20 protein-coding genes are annotated in these 20,005 nt (G+C 69.6%); 9 read left to right on the top strand and 11 right to left on the bottom strand.

What is annotated here, in order from left to right; all coding sequences use genetic code 11:
- Positions 1 to 93: 93 nt before the first annotated feature.
- The gene (locus tag DJ74_RS05750; protein ID WP_094525397.1) at positions 94 to 1,992 is read left to right on the top strand and encodes a PINc/VapC family ATPase; all 1,899 of its coding nucleotides are present in this window, start codon (positions 94 to 96) and stop codon (positions 1,990 to 1,992) included.
- A gap of 127 nt (positions 1,993 to 2,119) precedes the next feature.
- Complete coding sequence (gene citZ, locus DJ74_RS05745) at positions 2,120 to 3,271, top strand: citrate synthase (protein WP_094525398.1); 1,152 nt, start codon at positions 2,120 to 2,122, stop codon at positions 3,269 to 3,271.
- A 51-nt stretch (positions 3,272 to 3,322) separates the two neighbouring features.
- On the opposite strand, the gene DJ74_RS05740 is transcribed toward citZ, so the two are convergent.
- The 3 genes from DJ74_RS05740 to DJ74_RS05730 form a co-directional block, all read right to left on the bottom strand.
- Complete coding sequence (locus DJ74_RS05740) at positions 3,323 to 4,558, bottom strand: digeranylgeranylglycerophospholipid reductase (protein WP_094525399.1); 1,236 nt, start codon at positions 4,556 to 4,558, stop codon at positions 3,323 to 3,325.
- A 166-nt stretch (positions 4,559 to 4,724) separates the two neighbouring features.
- Complete coding sequence (locus DJ74_RS05735) at positions 4,725 to 5,588, bottom strand: 2-oxoacid:ferredoxin oxidoreductase subunit beta (protein ID WP_094526640.1); 864 nt, start codon at positions 5,586 to 5,588, stop codon at positions 4,725 to 4,727.
- 3 nt (positions 5,589 to 5,591) lie between these two features.
- Entirely contained in the window at positions 5,592 to 7,349 is a 1,758-nt protein-coding gene (locus DJ74_RS05730; protein WP_094526639.1) for a 2-oxoacid:acceptor oxidoreductase subunit alpha, read from the bottom strand.
- A 297-nt stretch (positions 7,350 to 7,646) separates the two neighbouring features.
- On the opposite strand from DJ74_RS05730, the gene DJ74_RS05725 reads away from it, so the two are divergent.
- Positions 7,647 to 8,291 (top strand): FAD-dependent oxidoreductase, encoded by a 645-nt coding sequence (locus DJ74_RS05725; RefSeq protein ID WP_094526638.1) that lies wholly within the window; start codon positions 7,647 to 7,649, stop codon positions 8,289 to 8,291.
- A 328-nt stretch (positions 8,292 to 8,619) separates the two neighbouring features.
- On the opposite strand, the gene DJ74_RS05720 is transcribed toward DJ74_RS05725, so the two are convergent.
- Entirely contained in the window at positions 8,620 to 9,723 is a 1,104-nt protein-coding gene (locus DJ74_RS05720; protein ID WP_094526637.1) for a pyridoxal phosphate-dependent aminotransferase, read from the bottom strand.
- A gap of 149 nt (positions 9,724 to 9,872) precedes the next feature.
- On the opposite strand from DJ74_RS05720, the gene DJ74_RS05715 reads away from it, so the two are divergent.
- A complete protein-coding gene (locus DJ74_RS05715; RefSeq protein WP_094525404.1) occupies positions 9,873 to 10,376 on the top strand; it encodes a metal-dependent hydrolase in 504 nt (167 codons plus the stop codon).
- 39 nt (positions 10,377 to 10,415) lie between these two features.
- On the opposite strand, the gene DJ74_RS05710 is transcribed toward DJ74_RS05715, so the two are convergent.
- Complete coding sequence (locus tag DJ74_RS05710) at positions 10,416 to 11,207, bottom strand: PHP-associated domain-containing protein (RefSeq protein WP_241881348.1); 792 nt, start codon at positions 11,205 to 11,207, stop codon at positions 10,416 to 10,418.
- A 169-nt stretch (positions 11,208 to 11,376) separates the two neighbouring features.
- Between DJ74_RS05710 and DJ74_RS05705 the strand changes: the two genes are divergently transcribed.
- Entirely contained in the window at positions 11,377 to 11,673 is a 297-nt protein-coding gene (locus DJ74_RS05705; RefSeq protein ID WP_092561897.1) for a hypothetical protein, read from the top strand.
- A gap of 17 nt (positions 11,674 to 11,690) precedes the next feature.
- On the opposite strand, the gene rocF is transcribed toward DJ74_RS05705, so the two are convergent.
- Positions 11,691 to 12,596 carry an arginase gene (gene rocF, locus DJ74_RS05700; protein WP_094525406.1) on the bottom strand — a complete coding sequence of 302 codons (906 nt, stop codon included), beginning with the start codon at positions 12,594 to 12,596 and terminating at the stop codon, positions 11,691 to 11,693.
- A 104-nt stretch (positions 12,597 to 12,700) separates the two neighbouring features.
- Here rocF and DJ74_RS05695 point away from each other — a divergent pair, with 104 nt between their 5' ends.
- Together DJ74_RS05695 and DJ74_RS05690 are read left to right on the top strand one after the other, a co-directional pair.
- On the top strand, positions 12,701 to 13,021 hold the full coding sequence (locus tag DJ74_RS05695; RefSeq protein WP_094526636.1) for a hypothetical protein: 321 nt from the start codon (positions 12,701 to 12,703) through the stop codon (positions 13,019 to 13,021).
- A gap of 131 nt (positions 13,022 to 13,152) precedes the next feature.
- Positions 13,153 to 13,686 carry an Rrf2 family transcriptional regulator gene (locus DJ74_RS05690; RefSeq protein WP_094525408.1) on the top strand — a complete coding sequence of 178 codons (534 nt, stop codon included), beginning with the start codon at positions 13,153 to 13,155 and terminating at the stop codon, positions 13,684 to 13,686.
- Between the two features lie 185 nt (positions 13,687 to 13,871).
- Here DJ74_RS05690 and DJ74_RS05685 read toward each other — a convergent pair whose 3' ends face one another.
- From DJ74_RS05685 to DJ74_RS05665, 5 genes are all read right to left on the bottom strand, one after another.
- A complete protein-coding gene (locus tag DJ74_RS05685; RefSeq protein WP_094526635.1) occupies positions 13,872 to 15,053 on the bottom strand; it encodes an NAD(P)/FAD-dependent oxidoreductase in 1,182 nt (393 codons plus the stop codon).
- A gap of 80 nt (positions 15,054 to 15,133) precedes the next feature.
- Positions 15,134 to 16,003, bottom strand: coding sequence for a nucleoside phosphorylase (locus DJ74_RS05680; protein WP_094526634.1), 870 nt, complete (start codon positions 16,001 to 16,003; stop codon positions 15,134 to 15,136).
- Positions 16,004 to 16,083: 80 nt separating this feature from the next.
- The gene (gene cdd, locus DJ74_RS05675; RefSeq protein WP_094526633.1) at positions 16,084 to 16,485 is read right to left on the bottom strand and encodes a cytidine deaminase; all 402 of its coding nucleotides are present in this window, start codon (positions 16,483 to 16,485) and stop codon (positions 16,084 to 16,086) included.
- 73 nt (positions 16,486 to 16,558) lie between these two features.
- On the bottom strand, positions 16,559 to 17,149 hold the full coding sequence (locus DJ74_RS05670) for a GNAT family N-acetyltransferase (RefSeq protein ID WP_094524591.1): 591 nt from the start codon (positions 17,147 to 17,149) through the stop codon (positions 16,559 to 16,561).
- A 101-nt stretch (positions 17,150 to 17,250) separates the two neighbouring features.
- Positions 17,251 to 18,477: a pyridoxal-phosphate dependent enzyme gene (locus tag DJ74_RS05665; RefSeq protein ID WP_094526632.1), complete on the bottom strand. Its 1,227-nt coding sequence runs from the start codon at positions 18,475 to 18,477 to the stop codon at positions 17,251 to 17,253.
- 170 nt (positions 18,478 to 18,647) lie between these two features.
- Here DJ74_RS05665 and DJ74_RS05660 point away from each other — a divergent pair, with 170 nt between their 5' ends.
- A complete protein-coding gene (locus DJ74_RS05660; RefSeq protein WP_094524589.1) occupies positions 18,648 to 19,337 on the top strand; it encodes a helix-turn-helix domain-containing protein in 690 nt (229 codons plus the stop codon).
- A 254-nt stretch (positions 19,338 to 19,591) separates the two neighbouring features.
- Entirely contained in the window at positions 19,592 to 19,792 is a 201-nt protein-coding gene (locus tag DJ74_RS18605; protein WP_141212023.1) for a hypothetical protein, read from the top strand.
- Positions 19,793 to 20,005 lie beyond the last annotated feature (213 nt).

The raw sequence follows: 20,005 nt of genomic DNA, 5'->3' as shown, positions 1-20,005 counted from the left end.
GCGCCCCGGCGGCCGCGGCGCTGGTTCGGCCCTGCAAAGCGGGACGCCGCGCGGGTCGAACACGCTTATACCGCTCCCGCCCGGAACCACGGTATGAACGTAGTACCGGACACCAGTGCGGTCGTCGACGGCCGCGTGTCCGAACGCGTCGCGGACGGAACCTACGAGGGGGCGACGGTCCTCGTCCCCGAGGCCGTCGTCGGAGAGCTGGAGTCGCAGGCGAACGACGGGCTGGAGTCGGGGTGGGACGGCCTGAGCGAGCTCAAGCGCCTCGCCGACCTCGCCGACGAGGGGACGATCGAGCTCCGGTACGTCGGCGAGCGCGCCGACGGGGACGCCCGATCGCACGCCCACGAGGGCGACGTCGACGCCCTGATCCGCGACATCGCGGCCGACCACGACGCGACGCTCCTCTCGAGCGACATCGTCCAGGCGGAGGTCGCCCGCGCGAAGGGGATCGACGTCGAGTACGTCGAGCCGGTCGCCCGCGGCGTCGTCGACGAGCTTCCGATTCAGGAGTTCTTCACCGACGAGACGATGTCGGTCCACCTCAAGACGGGGACGAAGCCGAAGGCGAAGCGCGGTGCCCTCGGCGAGATGCGGTACGAGATCATCGACGAGGAGCCGACGAGCGAGGCGCAGATGGACGAGTGGGCGACCGCCATCGTCGACTTGGCCCGCCAGTCCAACGAGGGGTTCATCGAGCTCTCCGACGACGGCATGGACATCGTCCAGTTCAGGAACTACCGGATCGCGGTCGCGCGACCGCCGTTCGCGGACGGGATCGAGGTCACGGCGGTCCGCCCGATCGCGAAGACGACGCTCGACGACTACGAGTTCGCCGACGAGCTCCGCGAGCGGTTCAAAGAGCGGAAGCGCGGCGTCCTGATCTCCGGGTCGCCCGGCGCCGGGAAGTCGACGTTCGCGCAGGCGGTCGCGGAGTTCCTCAACGACAGCGACTACGCCGTGAAGACGATGGAGAAGCCGCGCGACCTCCAGGTCGGCCCGGAGATCACCCAGTACGGCGCCCTCGGCGGCGAGATGGAGAACACGGCCGACTCGCTCCTCTTAGTCCGCCCCGACTACACCATCTACGACGAGGTGCGGAAGACGAACGACTTCGAGGTGTTCTCCGACATGCGGATGGCAGGCGTCGGGATGGTCGGCGTCGTCCACGCCTCCCGCGCCATCGACGCGCTCCAGCGGCTCGTCGGCCGCGTCGAGCTGGGGATGATCCCCCAGATCGTCGACACCGTGGTGTACATCGAGGCCGGCGAGGTCCACACGGTCTACGACGTGACGACCGAGGTGAAGGTGCCCGCCGGACTCACCGCCGAGGACCTCGCCCGCCCGGTCATCCAGGTGTCGAACTTCGAGACCGGCCGTCCGGAGTACGAGATCTACACGTTCAACCGACAGGTCGTCACGGTCCCGCTGAACGACGAGGACGGCGAAGGCGAGAGCGAGACCGGCGTCGGTCGCATCGCCAAACAGGAGATCGAACGCGAGATCCGCTCGGTCGCGCACGGCCACGTCGACGTCGAGCTCAGGGGGAACGACGAGGCGGTCGTGTACGTCTCCGAGGGCGACATCGGCACCGTCATCGGCAAGGGGGGCGGCCGCATCAGCGACATCGAGAACCGGCTCGGCATCGAGATCGACGTCCGCACCCACGACGAGAAGCCGGAGGATTCGCGCGGCACCGGTGCCGGCAGCCGCGGCGCGGCCGGAGGGGGAGACGGCCGAGGCGGACAGGTCGGCGAGGAGCGCGGCACCGTCGTCCAGCCGGAGATCACGTCCCGGCACGTCGTCATCGACGTCGACGACGGCGTCGGCGAGACGGTGGAGGTGCGCGCGGACGGCGAGTACCTGTTCACCGCCACCGTGGGGCGCGGCGGCGAGGTGCAGGTGTCCCGCGGCTCGGCCATCGCCGAGGAGTTGGAGGACGCGATCGACCGCAAGCGAACCGTGACGGTCGTTCCGGCTCGCTGACGCGGCCGATACGCCGCGTCTCGCCCGCCGATATCGGCGTCGTTCGACTCCCCGAGGTTCGTCGATCGTCGAACTTTATCCCTCCTGAAAGATAACGCTTTTTTGGCGGTGGTCGGAACGTCACTGCATGTCAGACGAGTTAAAGCGCGGGCTCGAAGGCGTCCTCGTCGCGGAGTCGGAGCTGAGCCACGTCGACGGCGAGGTCGGCAAGCTCGTGTACCGTGGGTACGACATCGAGGACCTCGCTCGCGGCGCGAGCTACGAGGAGGTGCTGTACCTCCTCTGGCACGGTTCGCTGCCGACGCGCGAGGAGCTCGACGCGTTCGCCGCGAACCTGGCCGCGGAGCGGGCCGTCGACGACGACGTCCTCGAGACGGTCCGGACCCTCGCCGACGCCGGCGAGCGGCCGATGGCCGCCCTCCGGACGGCGACCTCCATGCTGTCGGCGTACGACCCCGACGCGGACACGGACGACGACGATGTCACGGAGACGGCCCGCCGGCAGGGCCGTCGGATCACGGCGAAGGTCCCCACCGTCCTCGCGGCCTTCGAACGCGCGCGTCAGGGCGAGGCGCCGCTCGCCCCGAACCCGGACCTCTCGTACGCCGGGAACTTCCTCTACATGCTCACCGGCACAGAGCCCGACGCCGTCAGCGAGGAGACGTTCGACATGGCCCTCACGCTCCACGCCGACCACGGGCTCAACGCTTCGACGTTCACGGCGATGGTGATCGGATCGACGCTGGCCGACGTCTACTCCGGCGTCACCGGGGGGATCGGCGCGCTCTCCGGCTCGCTCCACGGCGGCGCGAACCAAGACGTGATGGAAGTGCTCTACGAGATCGACGACTCCGCGAAGGACCCGGTCGCGTGGGTGAAAGACGCCCGCGAGAACGGTCGGCGCATCCCCGGCTTCGGCCACCGCGTGTACAAAGTGAAGGACCCGCGGGCGAAGATCCTCCAGGAGAAGCTGCGGGACCTCTCCGAGTCGTCAGGCGACACGAAGTGGCTCGACTACACCACCGCGATCGAGGAGTACCTCACCGACGAAGGACTGTTAGACAAAGGTATCGCGCCGAACGTCGACTTCTACTCCGGCTCCGTCTACGACTCGCTCGGTATCCCGGTCGACATGTACACGCCCATCTTCGCGATGAGCCGCGCCGGCGGTTGGATCGCCCACATGGTCGAGTACCAGGCCGACAACCGCCTCATCCGTCCGCGCGCCCGGTACACCGGCCCCGAGAGCGCCGAGATCGTTCCGATCGACGAGCGGTAGACGGAGCGGCAGCGGTCTCTCGCGACGCGGCCGACCTCTAAACCGAGCGACCTACGCGCCCCACCGCTCCCGGGCGAACTTCGTCAACAACGGGAGGTCGTCGAGGTGGAGCAGCTTCGCCATCGCGGCCTTGTTCCCCTGATTCGCCTGTTCAAGCGTGTTGTCGTCGGTCCGGCGGAGGTCCTCCATGAACCGGTCGTACCGCTCGTTCGGCGCGAGGTACAGCAGTCGGGTGAGCATCAGCCGGGCGCGCATCCGCGGGGCCACGTCCCGGTGCCAGAGCCGCTCGTAGACGGCGAGGCTCTCGGCGTCGAGGCGCCGCTCCGAGTCGGTGAGACACCGGTCGATGGTGGCGGCCGCGGCGCGGGCCGACTTCATCCCCTTGTGGATCCCCTCGCCCCACAGCGGGTCGATGGTGGGCACGGTGTCGCCGATCGCGAGGAACCGGTCGGTGTGCATCTCGTCGGGCATCTGGATGTGCGCGGAGCCGCGGTGGATCGTGTCGTCGATCTGTTCGGCGTCCGCGAACCGGGGATCGCGCTCGATCCAGTCGTTGAGGTAGCCGTCGACGGTTTTCCCCTCTTCGGCGAACTCGCGGTGGCGGTCGTTCTGGATGTAACAGATGCCGACCTTCGCGGTGTCCTCACCGGTCGCGAAGATCCACGAGTAGCCGCCGGGGGCGATGTCGTGGTCGAGCCGGAGCATCATCGCCCGCCGCAGGTCGGCGTACTCGGGGTGGTTCATCTCGACGCCCTCCATCTCGTACTCGATGCCGATCGCCTGGTTCTCCCGTTCGAGGTCGACCACGTCGAGCGCGCTCGCGATCGGCGCGGCCGGGCCGGTGGCATCGACCACCACCTCGGCGTACACCTCCTCGTCGCCGTCGTACCGAACGCCCTCGACGACCCCGTCGTCGTCGAGGATCGGGCGGGAGACGCGCGAGTCGAACCGGTACTCCGCGCCGTTCTCGCGGCCGTCCTCGACGAGGAAGCGCTTGAAGTCGGCGAACTCCAAGACCGCGCCGGGCTGGTAGCTCTCGTAGTAGCTGTTCGGCGACTCCAGGACCACGTCGTCGGTGTACGACATCACGACGTCGTCGGGGATCCCGAAGGCCGACATCATCGACGGGAAGGTCCCCGCGGTCGACTTGTTGCTCTGGCGGGGGAACTCGGCCTCCGGCTCCGTTTCGAGAACGACGACGTCGTAGTCGCGTGTCGCCAGGTCGCGGGCGCACTGCGCCCCCGCTGGTCCGGCGCCCGCGATAACGACGTCGTAGCGATCAACCATATACAACGTAATTCGGACCCACGTAATTAGGCTTGCTGAAACCGGTCACGAACAGGGCGTGAGCCGGCTCCGTCGCCGGAATTTGGCTCTCGGCCGAGGTCGGAATGTCGGGCGCTTCGGCGGTCGCCGGTCGTCAAAAAATCGGTCGCGAAGACGGACGGCGGCGTCAGTAGAACTCGCGGACGAGGTCGGTCGCGCCCTCGGGCGCGCCGTCCGGGATGACCGACATGTCCTCGTCGACGCCGTGCTGTTCGTGGTACGGCACCGACTCTTCGTTCTGGTAGATGACGCCCTGGTGTTCCTTCTCGGAGTCGAGGATGACGTCTTTCGCGTCGCCGCGGTCGGCCGGGTCGTGGTCCGTCTCCTTCAGGTCGACCAGCGAGTCGCGGAAGTAGTCGTACGTGTCGACGTCGTTGAAAGTGACGCACGGCGAGTAGACGTTGACGAAGCCGAACCCGTCGTGCTCGACCGCCTTCTGGATGATCTCCTGGTGGCGGAGCGCGTCGGAGGAGAACGACTGCGCGATGAACGTCGCGCCCGACGCCAGCGCCAGCGCGTGCGGGTTGACCGGGGGCTGCTTCGGCCCGTCGGGGGTCGTTGACGTCTCGAAGTCCTCGCGCGAGGTGGGCGACGCCTGCCCCTTCGTCAGCCCGTAGATGCGGTTGTCCATCACGACGTACGTCATGTCGACGTTGCGCCGGACGGCGTGGACGAAGTGGCCCGCGCCGATGGAGTAGCCGTCGCCGTCGCCGCCGGCGACCATCACTTCGATGTCGGGGCGGGCCATCTTGACGCCGGTCCCGACCGGAAGCGCGCGTCCGTGAACGCCGTGGAGCGCGTAGCTGTGCATGTACGTGCCGATCTTGCCGGAACAGCCGATGCCGGCGACGACGAAGGTGTTGTCGGGGTCGTTGCCCGTCTCCGCGAGGGCCTTCATCATCCCGTTCATGGTGCCGAAGTCGCCGCATCCCGGGCACCACGTCGGCTGCTTGTCGGACTTGAAATCGGTGAATCGAATGTCTGAGCTCATTGGTTACGCCTCCGCCCCCTCCGCGAGGGTCGCTTTGATCTCCGCTGCGAGTTCGTCGGCCTTGAATCGCACGCCGTTGTACTTGTTCACGCGGTCGACGCGCGCGAGCACGTCGTGCTCGACCAGGTCCGCGAACTGCCCCTGTTCGTTGCACTCGACGACGACGACGTTCTCCGCGGCCTCGACGTCGTCGGTGAGGTCCGGCCGCGGGAAGACGTACGGCACCGAGAGCACCCGCACGTCGAGCCCCTCGTCGTCGAGCATCTCGACCGCCTCGGCGAGCGCGCCCTCGTTCGACCCCCACGTGATCACGAGCGTGTCGGCGTCCGCGTCGCCGAACTCGCGCGGGCTCCAGTCCTCGCGCTCGCGGGCCGTCTCGACTTTCTGGTTGCGCTTGTCGACCTGTGCGACGCGCATCTCGGTGTCCTCGGTCCGGCGGCCCTGCTCGTCGTGTTCGAGCCCGGTGGACATGTGCGCGCCGTCGGCGGTGCCGGGGAACGCCCGCGGCGACACCCCGTCGTCGGTGATCTCGTGGGGCTGGAAGCCGCCGGAGTCGCTCATGTGGTCGTCGATGTCGGCCTCGTCGACGACGAAGCCGCGGTCGACCTCGACCGCGTCCATGTCGAACGTGTCCGGGGAGAACGTCTGCTCGGTGACCGCCATCGAGAGGTCGGCGGTGAGGTAGACGGGGAGCTGGTACTTCTCGGCGAGGTTGAACGCCTCGACCGTCTTCCAGAAGCACTCGTCGATGGTCGTCGGCGCGAGCACGAACCGCGGCACCTCGCCGTGGCCGCCGTACAGCATCTGGTTCAAGTCGCCCTGCTCCTGTTTCGTCGGCATCCCGGTCGAGGGGCCGGAGCGCATCACGTTACAGATGACGAGCGGCGTCTCCGAGGTGGCGATGAGCCCGAACGTCTCCGTCATCAGGTCGATCCCGGGCCCGGAGGTCGCGGTCATCGACCGCGCGCCCCCGCGGGCCGCGCCGAGCGCCATGTTGATCGCCGAGAGCTCGTCTTCGGCCTGCACGACGTGGCCGCCGTAGCGCTCGATCCGGCCGGTGAGGTACGTCATCACGTCGGTCGCGGGCGTGATCGGGTAGCCGGCGTAGAAGCGGCAGCCGGCGGCGATGGCGCCCATGCCGATGGCCTCGTCGCCGTTGAGGAGGACGTAGTCCTCGTCGGTGGTCTCTAAGTCGTAGTCGAACTCGTGGTCGTACTCCTCGCCAACGTACGACCGCCCCGCGCGGGCGGCCTCCTTGTTGTTGTCGACGAGCTTCTGGCCCTTGTCCGCGAATCGCTTCTCCAGGGCGGAGTCGAGGTTCTCGATGGGGAAATCGGCGACCTCGCAGGCCGCGCCGAGCGCGACGACGTTCCGCATGATCGCCCCGCCGGCCTCCTCGGCGAGCCGCTTGAGCGGGACGTCGATCCCGGTCATCTCCCCGGGGATCTCGACGTCCTGCATCGTGGTCCGCTCGCCGTCGTAGATGATCACCGACCCCTCGTGGAGCTCGTCGAGGTTCTCCTCGATGGTCCGGGGGGTCAACGCGATGAGCACGTCGAGCCGGTCAACGACGCTCTGTACCTTGTCGACGGAGGTTCGCACCTTATAGGCGGTGTAACCGCCACGGATCCGCGAGGCGAAGTCCTTCGACGTGAACACGTGTCGACCCGCCCGAGAGAGCGCTTGCGCGAAGATCTTCCCGGTCGAGTCGATGCCGTCGCCGGCCTCCCCGCCGACGGCCCAGTTGAAGTCCGCAGCCATGCTATGTCGCAGTTTTCGCCGGACTCATCAAAAGACTTCTGGAAGGAGCTACCAGCGGCTTTTCAAACATTCGTCCATATTTAATCGTATATATGGATATACAACAAAAAATTCCTATCTAAAACCGTCTCAGGTGGACGATCGTTTTCCATTTTTCCTCACGATCGACCCTCTGCGTCGCAGTCGGTTTTCGACGTTCGTCGAATCCCGAGCGCCCGTCACCGGCCGGTCGTCTCAGACGCGGGCAACACCGACGCGGACGGGAACACGTTTGTGTCCGCCGACCGGATCTGTCGTATGGACACGACAGCGACGGTCAGCGCGGTCGAGGCGGTCGGCCGCGACACGTACGCCCTCCGGTTCGACGCGCCGGACGGGTTCGCCGCCGAACCCGGTCAGTTCGTCAGGCTCGGCACCGAGATCGACGGCGAGTCGGTCGCCCGCTTCTACACCCTCTCGTCGCCCACGGTCGGGGACAGCTTCGAGGTCACGGTCGGCATCGATCCCGAGGAGGGCGGCGAGTTCTCCGCGTTCCTCGCCGACGCGGAGGCGGGCACGGAGATGACGCTCTCGGGCCCGTTCGGCGACCAGCACTACGACGGCGAGCCGCGAGCGGTCGTGATCGCGGGCGGCCCGGGCGTCGGCCCGGCGGTCGCCATCGCGGAGCGCGCGCTCGACGACGGCGCGGAGGCCGCGGTCGTCTACCGCGACGACGACGTGTCGCACGCGGACCGCCTGGACCGGCTGAAGGAGCGCGGCGCCGCGATCCACCTCCTCGACGCCGACGAGGAACTCGACGACGCGGTCGCCGAGGCGCTGACGGGCGTCGACGGCGAGACCGTCTTCGTGTACGGCTTCGCCGATTTGGTGGCCGACGCCGAGGCCGCAATCGACGCCGCCGGCGGCGACGCGGACGCCGCGAAGATCGAGAACTTCGGCTAGACGCGGTTCGGTACGTTTCGGTTGAACGTTACTGAATCGCTGGTCGGGGATCGACGGAGAACACCGCCAAAGCCCCAGGCGCGAGGCGGGCGCACGCTCGCTGCGCTCCTCAGTCGTTCGCTGCGCTCACTCCTTACGGTGCTTGCGTCGCCTCCGCCCGCCTCGCGCCTGCCCCTTTGAATCCCACCCGTCCGCACCGTCCCGCACCTCAACCTCCCCAGCCTCGTCAGTCGCCCTCCGCGTCGCTCCGGGCGACTGACTCCCTCGCGCGTGCTGCTCGGCCGCCAGGCGGCCTCGCAGGCACGCGCCGACCGCGATCCGCCGCGGATCAGTCTCCGAAGTAGTCCGCCAGCCGCTCCGCGGCCTCCACGGCGCGGGGGGTGACGAGGGCGAACCGGATCCACTCGTCGCGCGCGCTGCCGAACGCCTCGCCGGGCATCCCGGCGACGCCGGCCTCGTCGACTAACCGCTTCACGTTCGCCATCGTCCCGGGGAAGCCCTCGAAGCGCGCCAGCACGTAGAAGGCGCCCTCGGGGCGGCTGTACTCCGCGCCGGCCGCGTCGAGCGCGTCGGTGAACGCGTCCGCCCGGTCCGCCAGCAGCTCGCGGGCCTCCGCGTAGTACTCGGGCGGCGTCTCCGCGAGCGCGTGGTGGACCGCGTACTGCGACGGCCGGGGGCCCGCGACGTTCACGAGCATGTGCCGCGTCTTCGCGTCGCCGACGTGGCCCGCCGGGAGTATCCCGTACCCCACTCTGAAGCCCGTGACCGCCATCGACTTCGAGAAGCCGCTGGTGACGATCACGCGGTCGGAGTCCAGCGTCAGCGCCGACTCGAAGCGGCCGGTCTGGTCGAAGTGGTCGTACACCTCGTCGACGAGGACGAGGGCGTCTACCGCGTGCGCGATCTCGACGACCTCGCGAACCGCGTCGAGGTCGTACACGGCTCCCGTGGGGTTGTTCGGCGTGTTCAAAACGATCAGCGCGGTGTCCGCGCTCGCGGCCTCGCGGATCGCCGCGACGTCGAGGCCGCCGTCGCGCTCGGTCGGGACGAGCGCCGCCTCGCCGCCGAGCATGTCCACCTTCCCGGGGTAGTACGGGTAGACCGGATCGAGGAGGACGGCCTCGTCGCCGGCGTCCCGATCGAACGCGCGCGCCATCGCGAGATAGTTCGCCTCGCCGGTCCCGTTCGTGACGACGACGCGGTCGACGTCGACGCTCCGCCGCTCGGCGATCGCCTCCCGGAGCTCCAGCAGGCCCTCGCTCGGCGGGTACTGGAAGGCGTCCGGAGGGAGGTCGGCGTACTCGCGGAGCGCCTCCCGCAGCGCGGCGGGCGGCTCCCAGTCGGGGTTGCCGCTCACCATGTCGATGACGTCGCGGTCGGCCGCGGCCGCGTACTGCATCACGTGGAAGAACTTCGGCTCCTCGTACTCCATACCGACCGCTGGGCGGCGTCCGCCGTGGCTCTTTCGACCGGCGGCGCGCCCGAGTCAAACGGACGGCGCGCTCGCGCGACCGGCTGGACCGCCCTCCGCCGGTCGCCCGAATCCGGAGGTTTCACTTACGGCCCCAGCCACCCGGTGGTATGAACAAACGCGGCCACGTCCTCAACGCCTTGCTGCTCGCGCTCGGACTCGGCTTCGTCATCGAGCCCGGGCTCGACATGGCCACGGCGCGGACCACCGCCCAGATCACCGTGCCGATCGTGCTGGGGGCGCTGTTCCCCGACGTCGACACCGCGTTCGGTCGCCACCGGAAGACCCTCCACAGCCTCCCGGTGCTCGCCGTCTTCGTCGCGTACCCGATCGTCTTCGGGAACCTCCAGTACGTCTGGATCGGCGTGTTGACCCACTACCTCCTCGACGTCGTCGGGAGCCGCCGGGGGATCGCGCTGTTCCACCCGCTGTCGGACACGGAGTACGGCCTCCCCTCCGGCGTGACGACGAGCAGCAAGTACGCCGACCTCGTCACCGTCGTCATCACGGCGCTGGAGTTGGCGGCGTTCTGGGCGCTCCACACCTACGTCGTGACGCTCGACCTCGATCTCTCGGCGGCCGCCTCGGAGGCGGCGGCGGGGCTCGGCGTCTGAGGCGTCTCACTTCTCTGCGATCGCGGAACGGCGGCCGCGTCACTTCGGTCGGTAGTCCGAGAGCGTCCCGGAGTAGACGCTCACGTCGTTGAACCGACCCTCGTACACGACGTTCGTCGGCAGGGTCGGCTCGTCGCCGGAGAGGAACAGCCGGTCGAGCTTCTCCCAGGTGTTCTCGTAGCCGAGGTGCGCGAACTCGAGGAGCCCGCGGAGCTGGTGGCGGACCCCGCCGCGGTGGACCACTGTCCGGGGACGCTCTTGTCGGAAGGCGTCGACGACCGCGTCGGCGTCGTCGAAGTCGCCCTCGAATTCGGTCCACGCCTCGCCGACGGTGCCGGGGAGGTGCGCGTACGAGGAGCCGAACCCGGGCTGATCGGTCACCTCCGCGATCCGTCGCGTCCGGCCGTTCTGGTGCGGGAGGAGCTTGGTGTTGTACGTCTCCACCGCGGCGAGCCGCTCGGCGTGCGCCGCGATCTCCGGCCGAGTCAGCGAGATGGTGGCGAAGCCGGGGTGGGGGACGAGCACGACGGCGTCCTGCCGCTCGAACTCGGCCATCGCCGCCTCGAAGGTGATGTAGTCGGGAACCGGCTCCTCCAGCCCGAGGACGAGGAGGTGCCGGCGGTTCCCCCAGTCGCCGGTGAACACCTCGCGAGCCGGGACGATCGTCAGGTCGTCGTCGGCGTACCGACCCGCGCGCTCTTGGACCGTCCGGAGCCGGGTGAAGTGTGGCGCGTACACGAGCGCGTCGATCCCCCGCTCCTTCGCGAGGGCCACGACGTCGTCGTCGAGCACCTTCACGTGGGCGTCGACGCGCGTTCTCGATCGGGTCACGAATGCACGATATGCGTCCCCGAGCAAAGGGGTATCGTTCGACGGCGAGCGGATCCGGTTCCGGCGCGGGGTACAGCGAGCGCGTCCGACGCCGACGCTCCCGGGCGGCGCCGACGACCCGTCGCCGCCGGGGGAAACGGTTAATCCCCCGCGGGAGCGACGGGAACACATGCCCCGCTGGACGTGCGGAATCGACGGCTGTGACGCCGCCTTCGACGACGTTGAGTCGGCCATCGTCCACCAGACCGACGGCCACCAGCGCCACGAGTGCAAGGTGTGCGGCACGATCGTCCCGGACGGCTACTTCGCGATCCGACACGCGTTCGACGAGCACACCCGCGCCGAGTTCGTCCGCGCCTACGACGCCGACTCCGCGGCCGTCCGTCGCCGCGAGGAGATCAAACGGGAGATCGAGCGCGAGGCCGACCTCCAGCGCGTCGTCGACGAGCTGGACCGCGGGGTCTGACCGCCGCGGGTCACTCCTTACAACACCCGCTTCCCGAACGCGCTCGCCGCCAGCTCCGTCGCGAGCTCGGCCGTCTCGTTGTGCTGGTCCAGCGTCGGGTTCACCTCGACGAGCTCCATCGACCGGAGGCTGCCGGCCTCGTCGACGATCTCCATCGCGCTGTGGGCCTCACGGTAGGTCACCCCGCCGCGGACCGGCGTCCCGACCCCGGGCGCCTCGTTGGGATCGAGCCAGTCGAGGTCGAGGCTGACGTGGACGCCGTCGACGCCGTCGCCCGCGGTCGCCATCGCCTCCTCGGTGACGTCGGTGATCCCGCGCTCGTCGATGTCGGACATCGTGTACGCCGCGAAGCCGTGCTCGCGGATGACCTCGACCTCCGACTCGTCGACGGAGCGGAGCCCGACGAGCGCGACGTTCTCCGGGGTGAGCCCGGGCGCGTTCGCCCACTCCGACCCCGCGAACTCGTCGAAGCCGAGCGCGGCCGCGAGCGGCATCCCGTGGACGTTGCCCGAGGGGGTCGTCGAGGGCGTGTTGAGATCGGCGTGAGCGTCGAACCACACGGCCCCGATGTCGGCGTCGCGCGCGGACCCCGCGAGCGACCCGATGGCGATCGAGTGGTCGCCGCCGAGCGCGAGCGGGACGGCGCCGTCGGCGAGCGTTCCGCCCACTTCGTCCGCGAGGCGCCGGCAGACGTCGGCCGTCTCCCCGAGGAACTTCGCTTTCCCCCCGCTCGGGGCGTCCGCGTCCGGGTCGCGCTCCTCCGCGCGCGGGACCGCGAGGTCGCCGGCGTCGACGGTCTCGACGCCCGCGCTCGCGAGTTGGTCGGCGAGCCCGCCGTACCGGATGGCCGACGGTCCCATGTCCACGCCGCGTCGGTTCGCCCCGTAGTCGGTCGGCGCGCCGATGATCCTGACGGTGGTCATACCAGTGGACGCGGCGTCCCGGCGCTTGAATGGCGGGGGTCCAGCCGGACCGACCGCCGGACGCGATCGCACACGGTTTTGTCGCCGCGTCCCGATCGTCGGGTATGAGCGGCACCGACGGCGGTTCCGGCGCTGTCGACGAGGGCGACGGCAGTTCCGCCGCCGCCGACGAGGACGACGCCGGAAGCGACGCCGCCGACGAGCCACCTCCCGAGTTCGACCCCGCCGACGTCAGCGGCAGCGACATCGAACCGATCGGCGGCATGATCGCCGTGGCCTTCACCGGGGCGGTGATCGGCCTCGTCGGCGCCGGGATCGCCCTGTTCGTGAGCGACCTCGGACTGGCCCTGATCGGGGTCGGCGTCGTCGTCGCGCTCTCGAGCCCGCTCGCGTACGTCCGGCTGCGCAGACGGTACGGGTCGTAGCCGTCGACGTACGGATCGTAGCCGTCGACGTATGGATCGTAGCCGTCGACGGCGCGGATCGGCGGATCTCGCACGATCGTTTATAATGGGCTTCCATCGCATTTAAGCGGTGCCGCAATCTATTCGCGACCATGTCATCGATCGAGCTCACGTCGAGTCAGAAAAGCATCCTCACGGCCCTCATCAACCTGTACGGGGAACAGGAAGACGCCGTCAAGGGCGAGGCGATCGCCGAGGAAGTCGACCGCAACCCCGGCACGATCCGCAACCAGATGCAGAGCCTGAAAGCGCTCCAGCTGGTCGAGGGCGTCCCCGGTCCGAAGGGCGGCTACAAGCCAACCTCGAACGCGTACGAGGCGCTCGACATCCAGCGCATGGACGAGCCGGCCGACGTCCCGATCTTCCACGAGGGCGAGGAGGTAACGGGCGTCAACGTCGACGGGATCGACCTCTCCAGCGTTCACCACCCCGAGCTCTGCCGCGCCGAGATCCACGTCCAGGGCTCCGTCCGGAGCTTCCACGAGGGCGACTCAGTCACCGTCGGCCCCACGCCGCTCTCGAAGCTCGTCATCGACGGAACCGTCGACGGGAAAGACGACACCGCGAACATCCTCATCCTCCGCATCGACGACATGCGCGCCCCCGACGAGCCCGCCGAGCACTGACGACCGCCGAAATCAACGGTCTCGCCGGCGACACCTCTCTTCCGCTCTCACACTCGACCCGCCGACGGCCAGAGCGCCGCCGCTGTCGAAGTCGAAAGCCGGTGACCGCGAAAAGCCGCTTCGACCGGTGTCGTGACCGCCGAGCCTACGTCGTGACCGCCGGGCCTACGTCGTGACCGCCGAGCCTACATGTCGCCGAACGCGCTCACGCCGCGCCCGGGCGAGGAGACCTTCGAGATCCACCGCACCGCGATGGACTTCTTCAGCAGCTTCGCCGGGGTGCCGCCGAACGTCTTGATCGGCATCCCGACCACGTCGTGAGCGACCGCCTTCTCGCCGACGGAGATGACGGTCCCCTTGTCCGAGTGCTCCCACGACTGGAGGGGCGCGCCGCGGGCGGCCCGCGCGAGGTTCTCGCCGGCGACCTCGGCGGCCTGCCAGGCGGCCTGCGCGGTCGGCGGCGCCACGTCGTCGTCGCCCTGCTCGACGAGGGCGGTGTCGCCGATGGCGAACACGCGGTCGTCGCTGGTGGTGAAGTCGGAGGCGGCGTGGACCCGGTTGGAGCGCTCGTCCTTCTCGACCTCGACGTTCTCCAGCTCCGGCTGGCCCGTGATCCCGCCGGTCCAGACTAAGACGTCGTGGGCGAGCTCCTCGGCCTCCTCGTCCCCGCCGCCGCCGAGGTAGACCGCGTCCTCGTCGGCCTTCGAGATGAAGTCGCCGGTGAGGATCTCCACGTCGGCGTCCTCCAGCCGCTGGCGGAGCGCGCCCTGAAGCTGGGCGTCGTTTCCGGGGAAGACCTCGTCGAGCCCCTCGACGAGCGTGATGTTGATGGGGGCGCGGTGCTTGTCGCGGTACTCCGCGATCTCGCCCGCGGTCTGGATACCGGAGAGCCCGGCACCGCCGACGATGACCTCGACGGGGTCGGACCGGGTCGCCTCGGCCGCGGCCGACCGCACGTCCTCGTGGATCGCCTTCGCGTCGTCGAGGCTCTTGAGCTGGTGGGAGTGCTCTTTCAGGCCGTCGATGCCGAAGAAGGCGGTCGTGGAGCCGACGCCGAGCAGCAGGTAGTCGTAGTCGACGGTCGTCCCGTCGTCCGTCTCGACGACGCGCTCGTCGGTGTCGACGTTGACGACCCGCCCCTGCACGAACTCCGACTCGGGCGATTTGATCTCGTCGACCGGGATGGTGATCTTGTCCGCGACCGAGGGGTTGCGGATGGCCCGGTGGACCTCGTGGAGAACGAGATGGTAGTCGTGCTCCGAGACCCACGTGAGCTCCGCCTCGCCTTCGCCGACCTCGTCTTCGAACGCCTTCACCGCACCCGCCCCGGCGTAGCCGGAGCCGACGACGACGACCTGTGTACTCATGCCTATCGTTCCGCAGTGCGCGGGTAAAGTCGCTTTGGAACGTCCGTGAGGGCGACGAGACCGGGGGACTGCTTTCCGGTCTACAGCGAGAGCCCGGCGTGCCAGCGGTCGGCGCTCGCCTCCCGCTTGACCTCGTCCATACGCGCGAGGAGCTTCACGGCGAGGCTCGCGGTCTCGGCCGCTCGCGACTCGCCTTCCGTGCGGAACTCGCCGGTCACGCGGTTCGCGTACACCGAACAGACCGCGCCGGCGCGGAGCCCGTACACGTTCGCGATCGTGAGGATCGCCGACGCCTCCATCTCGATGTTCTTCACGTTCGCGTCCCGCAACTCGGCGACCAGCTCGTCTGAGCCGGCGGCCTCGAACCCCTCGAAGCCGGGACGGCCCTGGCCGGCGTAGAAGGAGTCGGCGCTCATCGTCACGCCGGTGTGGTAGTCGTGGCCCAGCCGCTCCGCGGCGGCGACGAGCGCCGAGACGACCTCCCCGTCGGCGGCGGCCGGGTAGTCCTCGCGGACGTACTCGTCGCTCGTCCCCTCCTGCCGGACCGCACCGGTCGTGATCACGAGGTCGCCGACGTCCATCCCGGGCTGGATCGCGCCGCAGGAGCCGACTCGAATGAACGTGTCCACGCCCACCCGGGCGAGCTCCTCGACGGCGATGGCGGCCGACGGCGAGCCGATCCCCGTCGACGTCACCGAGATCGGCGCGCCGTCGTAGCTGCCCGTCGCGGTGCGGTACTCGCGGTGGTGCGCGACCTCGTCGTGGTCGTCCCACAGCGTCGTGACCTTGTCGACGCGCTCGGGGTTGCCGGGGAGGAGCACGGCGTCGGCGACGTCGTCTGGCCCCACCTCGACGTGGTAGCCGGCCTCGTCGTTGGGGTCCTCGCTGTCGCCCGCGGCGCCGTCGCCGCCGGCGGCGCCGTCGGCGGAGGTCTCGCTTTCGTCGGTCATGTCTCCGCCCTTCGGCGAGCCGTTTAAAAGTAGTTCCGTCTCGCGATCCGCCGCCCGGCGGCTCGGCCTCCTCTCCGCCCTCAGACGTCCCTCGCGTCGTCGAGCGTTCCCTCCGAGATCGTGTTCGGGAGCAGCTCGCCGAGCGTGTACGCGCTCGTCTCGCCGTCGCCCTCGTCGCAGACGACGACGAGGTGGTCGGCCGCGAACTCCGCGAGCGTCTGCCGGCACATCCCGCAGGGGGTGACGCCGTCTCGCACCCCGGACGTGACGGCGATCCGGTCGAACTCGCGGTGGCCGTTCTTCACCGCCTCCGCGAGCGCGACCTCCTCGGCGTGGAGGCTGTTGGAGTAGTTCGCGTTCTCGATGTTACAGCCGGTGTAGACGGTCCCGTCGGCGGTTCGGAGCGCGGCGCCGACGCGGTACTCGGAGTACGGGACGTGCGCGTCGTCGAGCGCGTCGCGCGCGGCCTCGATCAGGTCCATATCCGGTCGTCGGCCGGCGGGGCGATAAGCGGTCGGGGTCGCGGCCGCGCTCCGGGTGCGCCCTCGACGCGGATCACCGCCCGGTGTCGTACTTATACGTCGCCGACTCGGGATCGATCCCGAAGTCCTCGGGGGACTCCGTCTCGTCGCCGTCGGCCGACTCCGCCGGCTCGGCCTCCTTGAACGCCTCGCGGAAGCGGTCCGGCATCTCGAACGCGTCGACCGGGAGCCGCAGGCCGACGACGCCGCCGCCGAGGAACTCTCGCTTCTCGTCGAGCCGGTCGGAGAGCGCCGGCGGGAGCTCGTCGGTGTCGACCTCCTCGAAGCCGAACTGGGTCAGGTAGGCGGGCTGATCGGTGAGGACGTACACCGTCTCGAACCCGTCCGCGGCCGCGGTGTCGACGAGGCGCTCGACCACGTGCGCGCCGACGCCACGACCGCGCCACTCGGGGAGCACGCCGATCCCGGTGAGCTCGATCCGGTTCTCCTCGCCCTCGTCGCCGCGGTGGAGCCGGAGCCGACCGAACCCGGCTCGGTCGCCCGACTCCTGGTCGACCGCGATCACGTAGTCCCGCGAACGGAAGGCGACGTCGTCGAGCCCGAGCCGCTCGATCGCGTCCAGTAACCACGCCTCGTCACGGTTTTTGGCGTCGCGGACGTACATACTCTCATGTACGGGGGCCGACGTAAAAACGGTTCCCCGGCCGACGTCGGCGACCGCGGCGGCGCGTGGAGGCCAGCCGGCCGCGCTCGCCGCCCCCGCGCTCAGATACCCTGTCCCATCAGGTGGCTGCGCAGCACGTCAGGCGTCTTGAGCCCGGCGTCGCTGTTGACCAGCACGACCGTCTCGTCGCCGTCGAAGAATCCGTCCTCCTTGAGCGCCCAGGCGCCGGCGGGCGCGGCGCCGCCGGTAGCGCCCATCTCCATGACCTCATTCTGGGCGACGGCGACCGCGCTCGCGAGCACGTCCTCGTCCTCGACGCCGACCGCCGTCCCGCCGCTCTCCGTGACCGCCTCGACCGCGGCCGCGCCGCCCGCGGGGTCGGCGATCTCCAGCTCGCCGCAGATCGTGTCGGGCGTCTCCCACGGCTCCGGTTCGTCGAGGCCGCGCTCGACCGCCGCCGCGATCGGCGCGCAGCCCGCCGCCTGCGCGGCGACGAGTCGCGGGACCGCGTCGACCGCGCCGATCCGCTCCAGCTCGGTGAACCCTTTATAAACGGCCGCGATCACTTCGCCGGAGCCAGTCGGGACGACCACGACGTCGGGCGCGTCGCCGAGATCGGCGACCAGCTCGAACGCGAGCGTCTTGGCGCCGTCGTGGCGGTACGGCGTCGCGAACTCGCCGAGGTCGGTGTAGTCGGTCTCCAGCTGCTCGTCGACCGCCGCGGCCGCCGCGGGGAACCGGCCGCCGACCACGCGCATGTCGCCGCCGTGGACGTTCGTCATCGCCTTGTTCGAGAACGCGCACCGCGAGGGGACGAACGCGTACGAGCGCAGGTCGGCCCGGCCCGCGTACGCCGCCATCGACTGCCCGGCGTTGCCCGGGCTCGCGCACGCGAGCGGTTCGACGTCGGCGCCCTCGGCCGCCCGCGCCGCGACCGCGGTGAGCGCGACCGAGAGGCCGCGGTCGAGCACGGTCCCCGTGGGGTTCCGCCCCTCGTCTTTGACGTACACCGAATCGACGTCGAGCTCGTCGGCGAGCCGATCGGTCGGGACGAGCGGCGTCGCGCCCTCGCCGGCCGAGATCGCCGTCTCGGCCGGGAACGGGAGCAGCGCGTCGAAGCGCCAGTGGCCGCGCCCTGCGCCCGCCGGGCCGTCCTCGGGCGACCCCAACAGCGCCTCCGGGTCGACCGCGTCGTAGTCGTAGGCGGGGTCGAGCCCGCGCGCCTGCTCCTCGGCCGACACCGCCGTCGGGTCCGCGGTCTCGTGAACGCGGCCAGACGCGCGACTCTTCAGCCCGCGGAACGCCGTCGTCGTCTCCGTCGACTCCATACGCACCCTTGCGGCGGCGGCGACTAATCGCTTCTCACTCGACGCGCGGACGGGCGCGACGTCGCCGATTCGGAGCCGGTCTCTGCGGTCCGTCGGTCGGATCCGATCCGTACCGATCCGTGACTGTTGCTGAGAGGAACATATAAACTATTGTATTAGAAACATGTTCTATGACCATCCTCGTCGACTTCGGCATCTCGGTCGACCGCTTCGAGCTCGGCGGCTTCGTCGCCGACCTCGCGCTGGAGGCCGAGCTCGAACGCATCGTTCCGACCGGCGACCGCGTGATACCGTACGTGTGGGTCACCGGGGAGTCGGCGACGTTGGACTCGCTCACCGAGTCGCTAGAGGCCAGCGACAAGACGCGTTCGGTCGCCGTGCTCGACGAGCTGCTGATCGACGGCGCCGAGGAACGCCAGCGCCTCTACCGCGTCGAGTGGGTGACCGACGAGCTCGACGTCGTCAAAGGCATCGTCGACGCCGACGGCGCGGTGCTCGAAGGCAAGAGCACGAACGACTTCTGGCGGCTGCGGCTCCGGTTTCCCGACCATCAGAACGTCGCCGAGTTCTACCAGTACCTCGCCGACAACGACATCACGGAGTTCAGGATCGACAGCATCTACGAGCTGGAACAACGGTCCGACCGGGGGTCGAAGCCCTGGACGCCGGAGCAGCGCGAAGCGCTCTCCGCCGCCGCGGAGCGGGGCTACTTCGACGTTCCGCGCGACGCGAGTTTAGAGGAGATCGGAGCGGCTCTCGGGATCACCCAACAGGCCGCCTCGGAGCGCGTCCGGCGCGGGGTGCGAAACGTCGTCCACGACGCGTTGGACCTCCCGGACGCGCGTCGGAATCGCGGCTAATTAAGTATATAAAAGCGGCTTGTACGTGAAAGCCACCGACAGGGTACGGTTTGATTCGACTCCGCGACAGATCAACGAGCACTGATGACTTGGCGGCCATCTGCCATATCGACCGCGACCGCGGGAGCCGCCGCGATCGCGAACGAGACGACGACTTCCGGGTCGGGACCGCGACGGAGGTCGATCACACGAGCTTCGATTACCGAAGGACCGCGACCGTCAGCCGAGAGGGCAGGCGGCCGCGCCCGGTGCACATGAGCGGTCGAGACCCGTCGGGGTCGGAGCCGGGTCCCGACGCGCGGGCGGGGCGATGCACCCACTGCGGCGCTCCCGCCTTCGGCCGCGTTTCGCTCGTCTTCGAGGCGGACTCCGGCTCCAGAGAGCTCGACCTGCGGCTCTGTGACCGGTGCGTGGATTCGTTCACCGCGGAACCGGACGTCCGGCTGGCGGTGTGACCGACGCGCGGTGTGACCGACGCGGTCCGGAGCGCGCGACGGCCCGGTTCCCGCCCCGCCGGCGCGACTCGCCGGTCGGCACTCGCCGGGTCGCGTCCGACTCGCCGCCGCTTATAAGCTCTCGACCCGAATCGGGCGTATGGACGGAGACGCCACCGTCGTCGGCGGCGGGCTCGCCGGGCTCGTCGCGGCGACCCGCCTCGGCGAGCCGGG

The sequence above is a fragment of the Halorubrum sp. Ea8 genome (assembly GCF_002252925.1).
Classification (GTDB): domain Archaea; phylum Halobacteriota; class Halobacteria; order Halobacteriales; family Haloferacaceae; genus Halorubrum.
The sequence above is the reverse complement of the archived record's forward strand: the minus strand, read 5'-3'. Positions and strand labels throughout refer to the sequence as shown.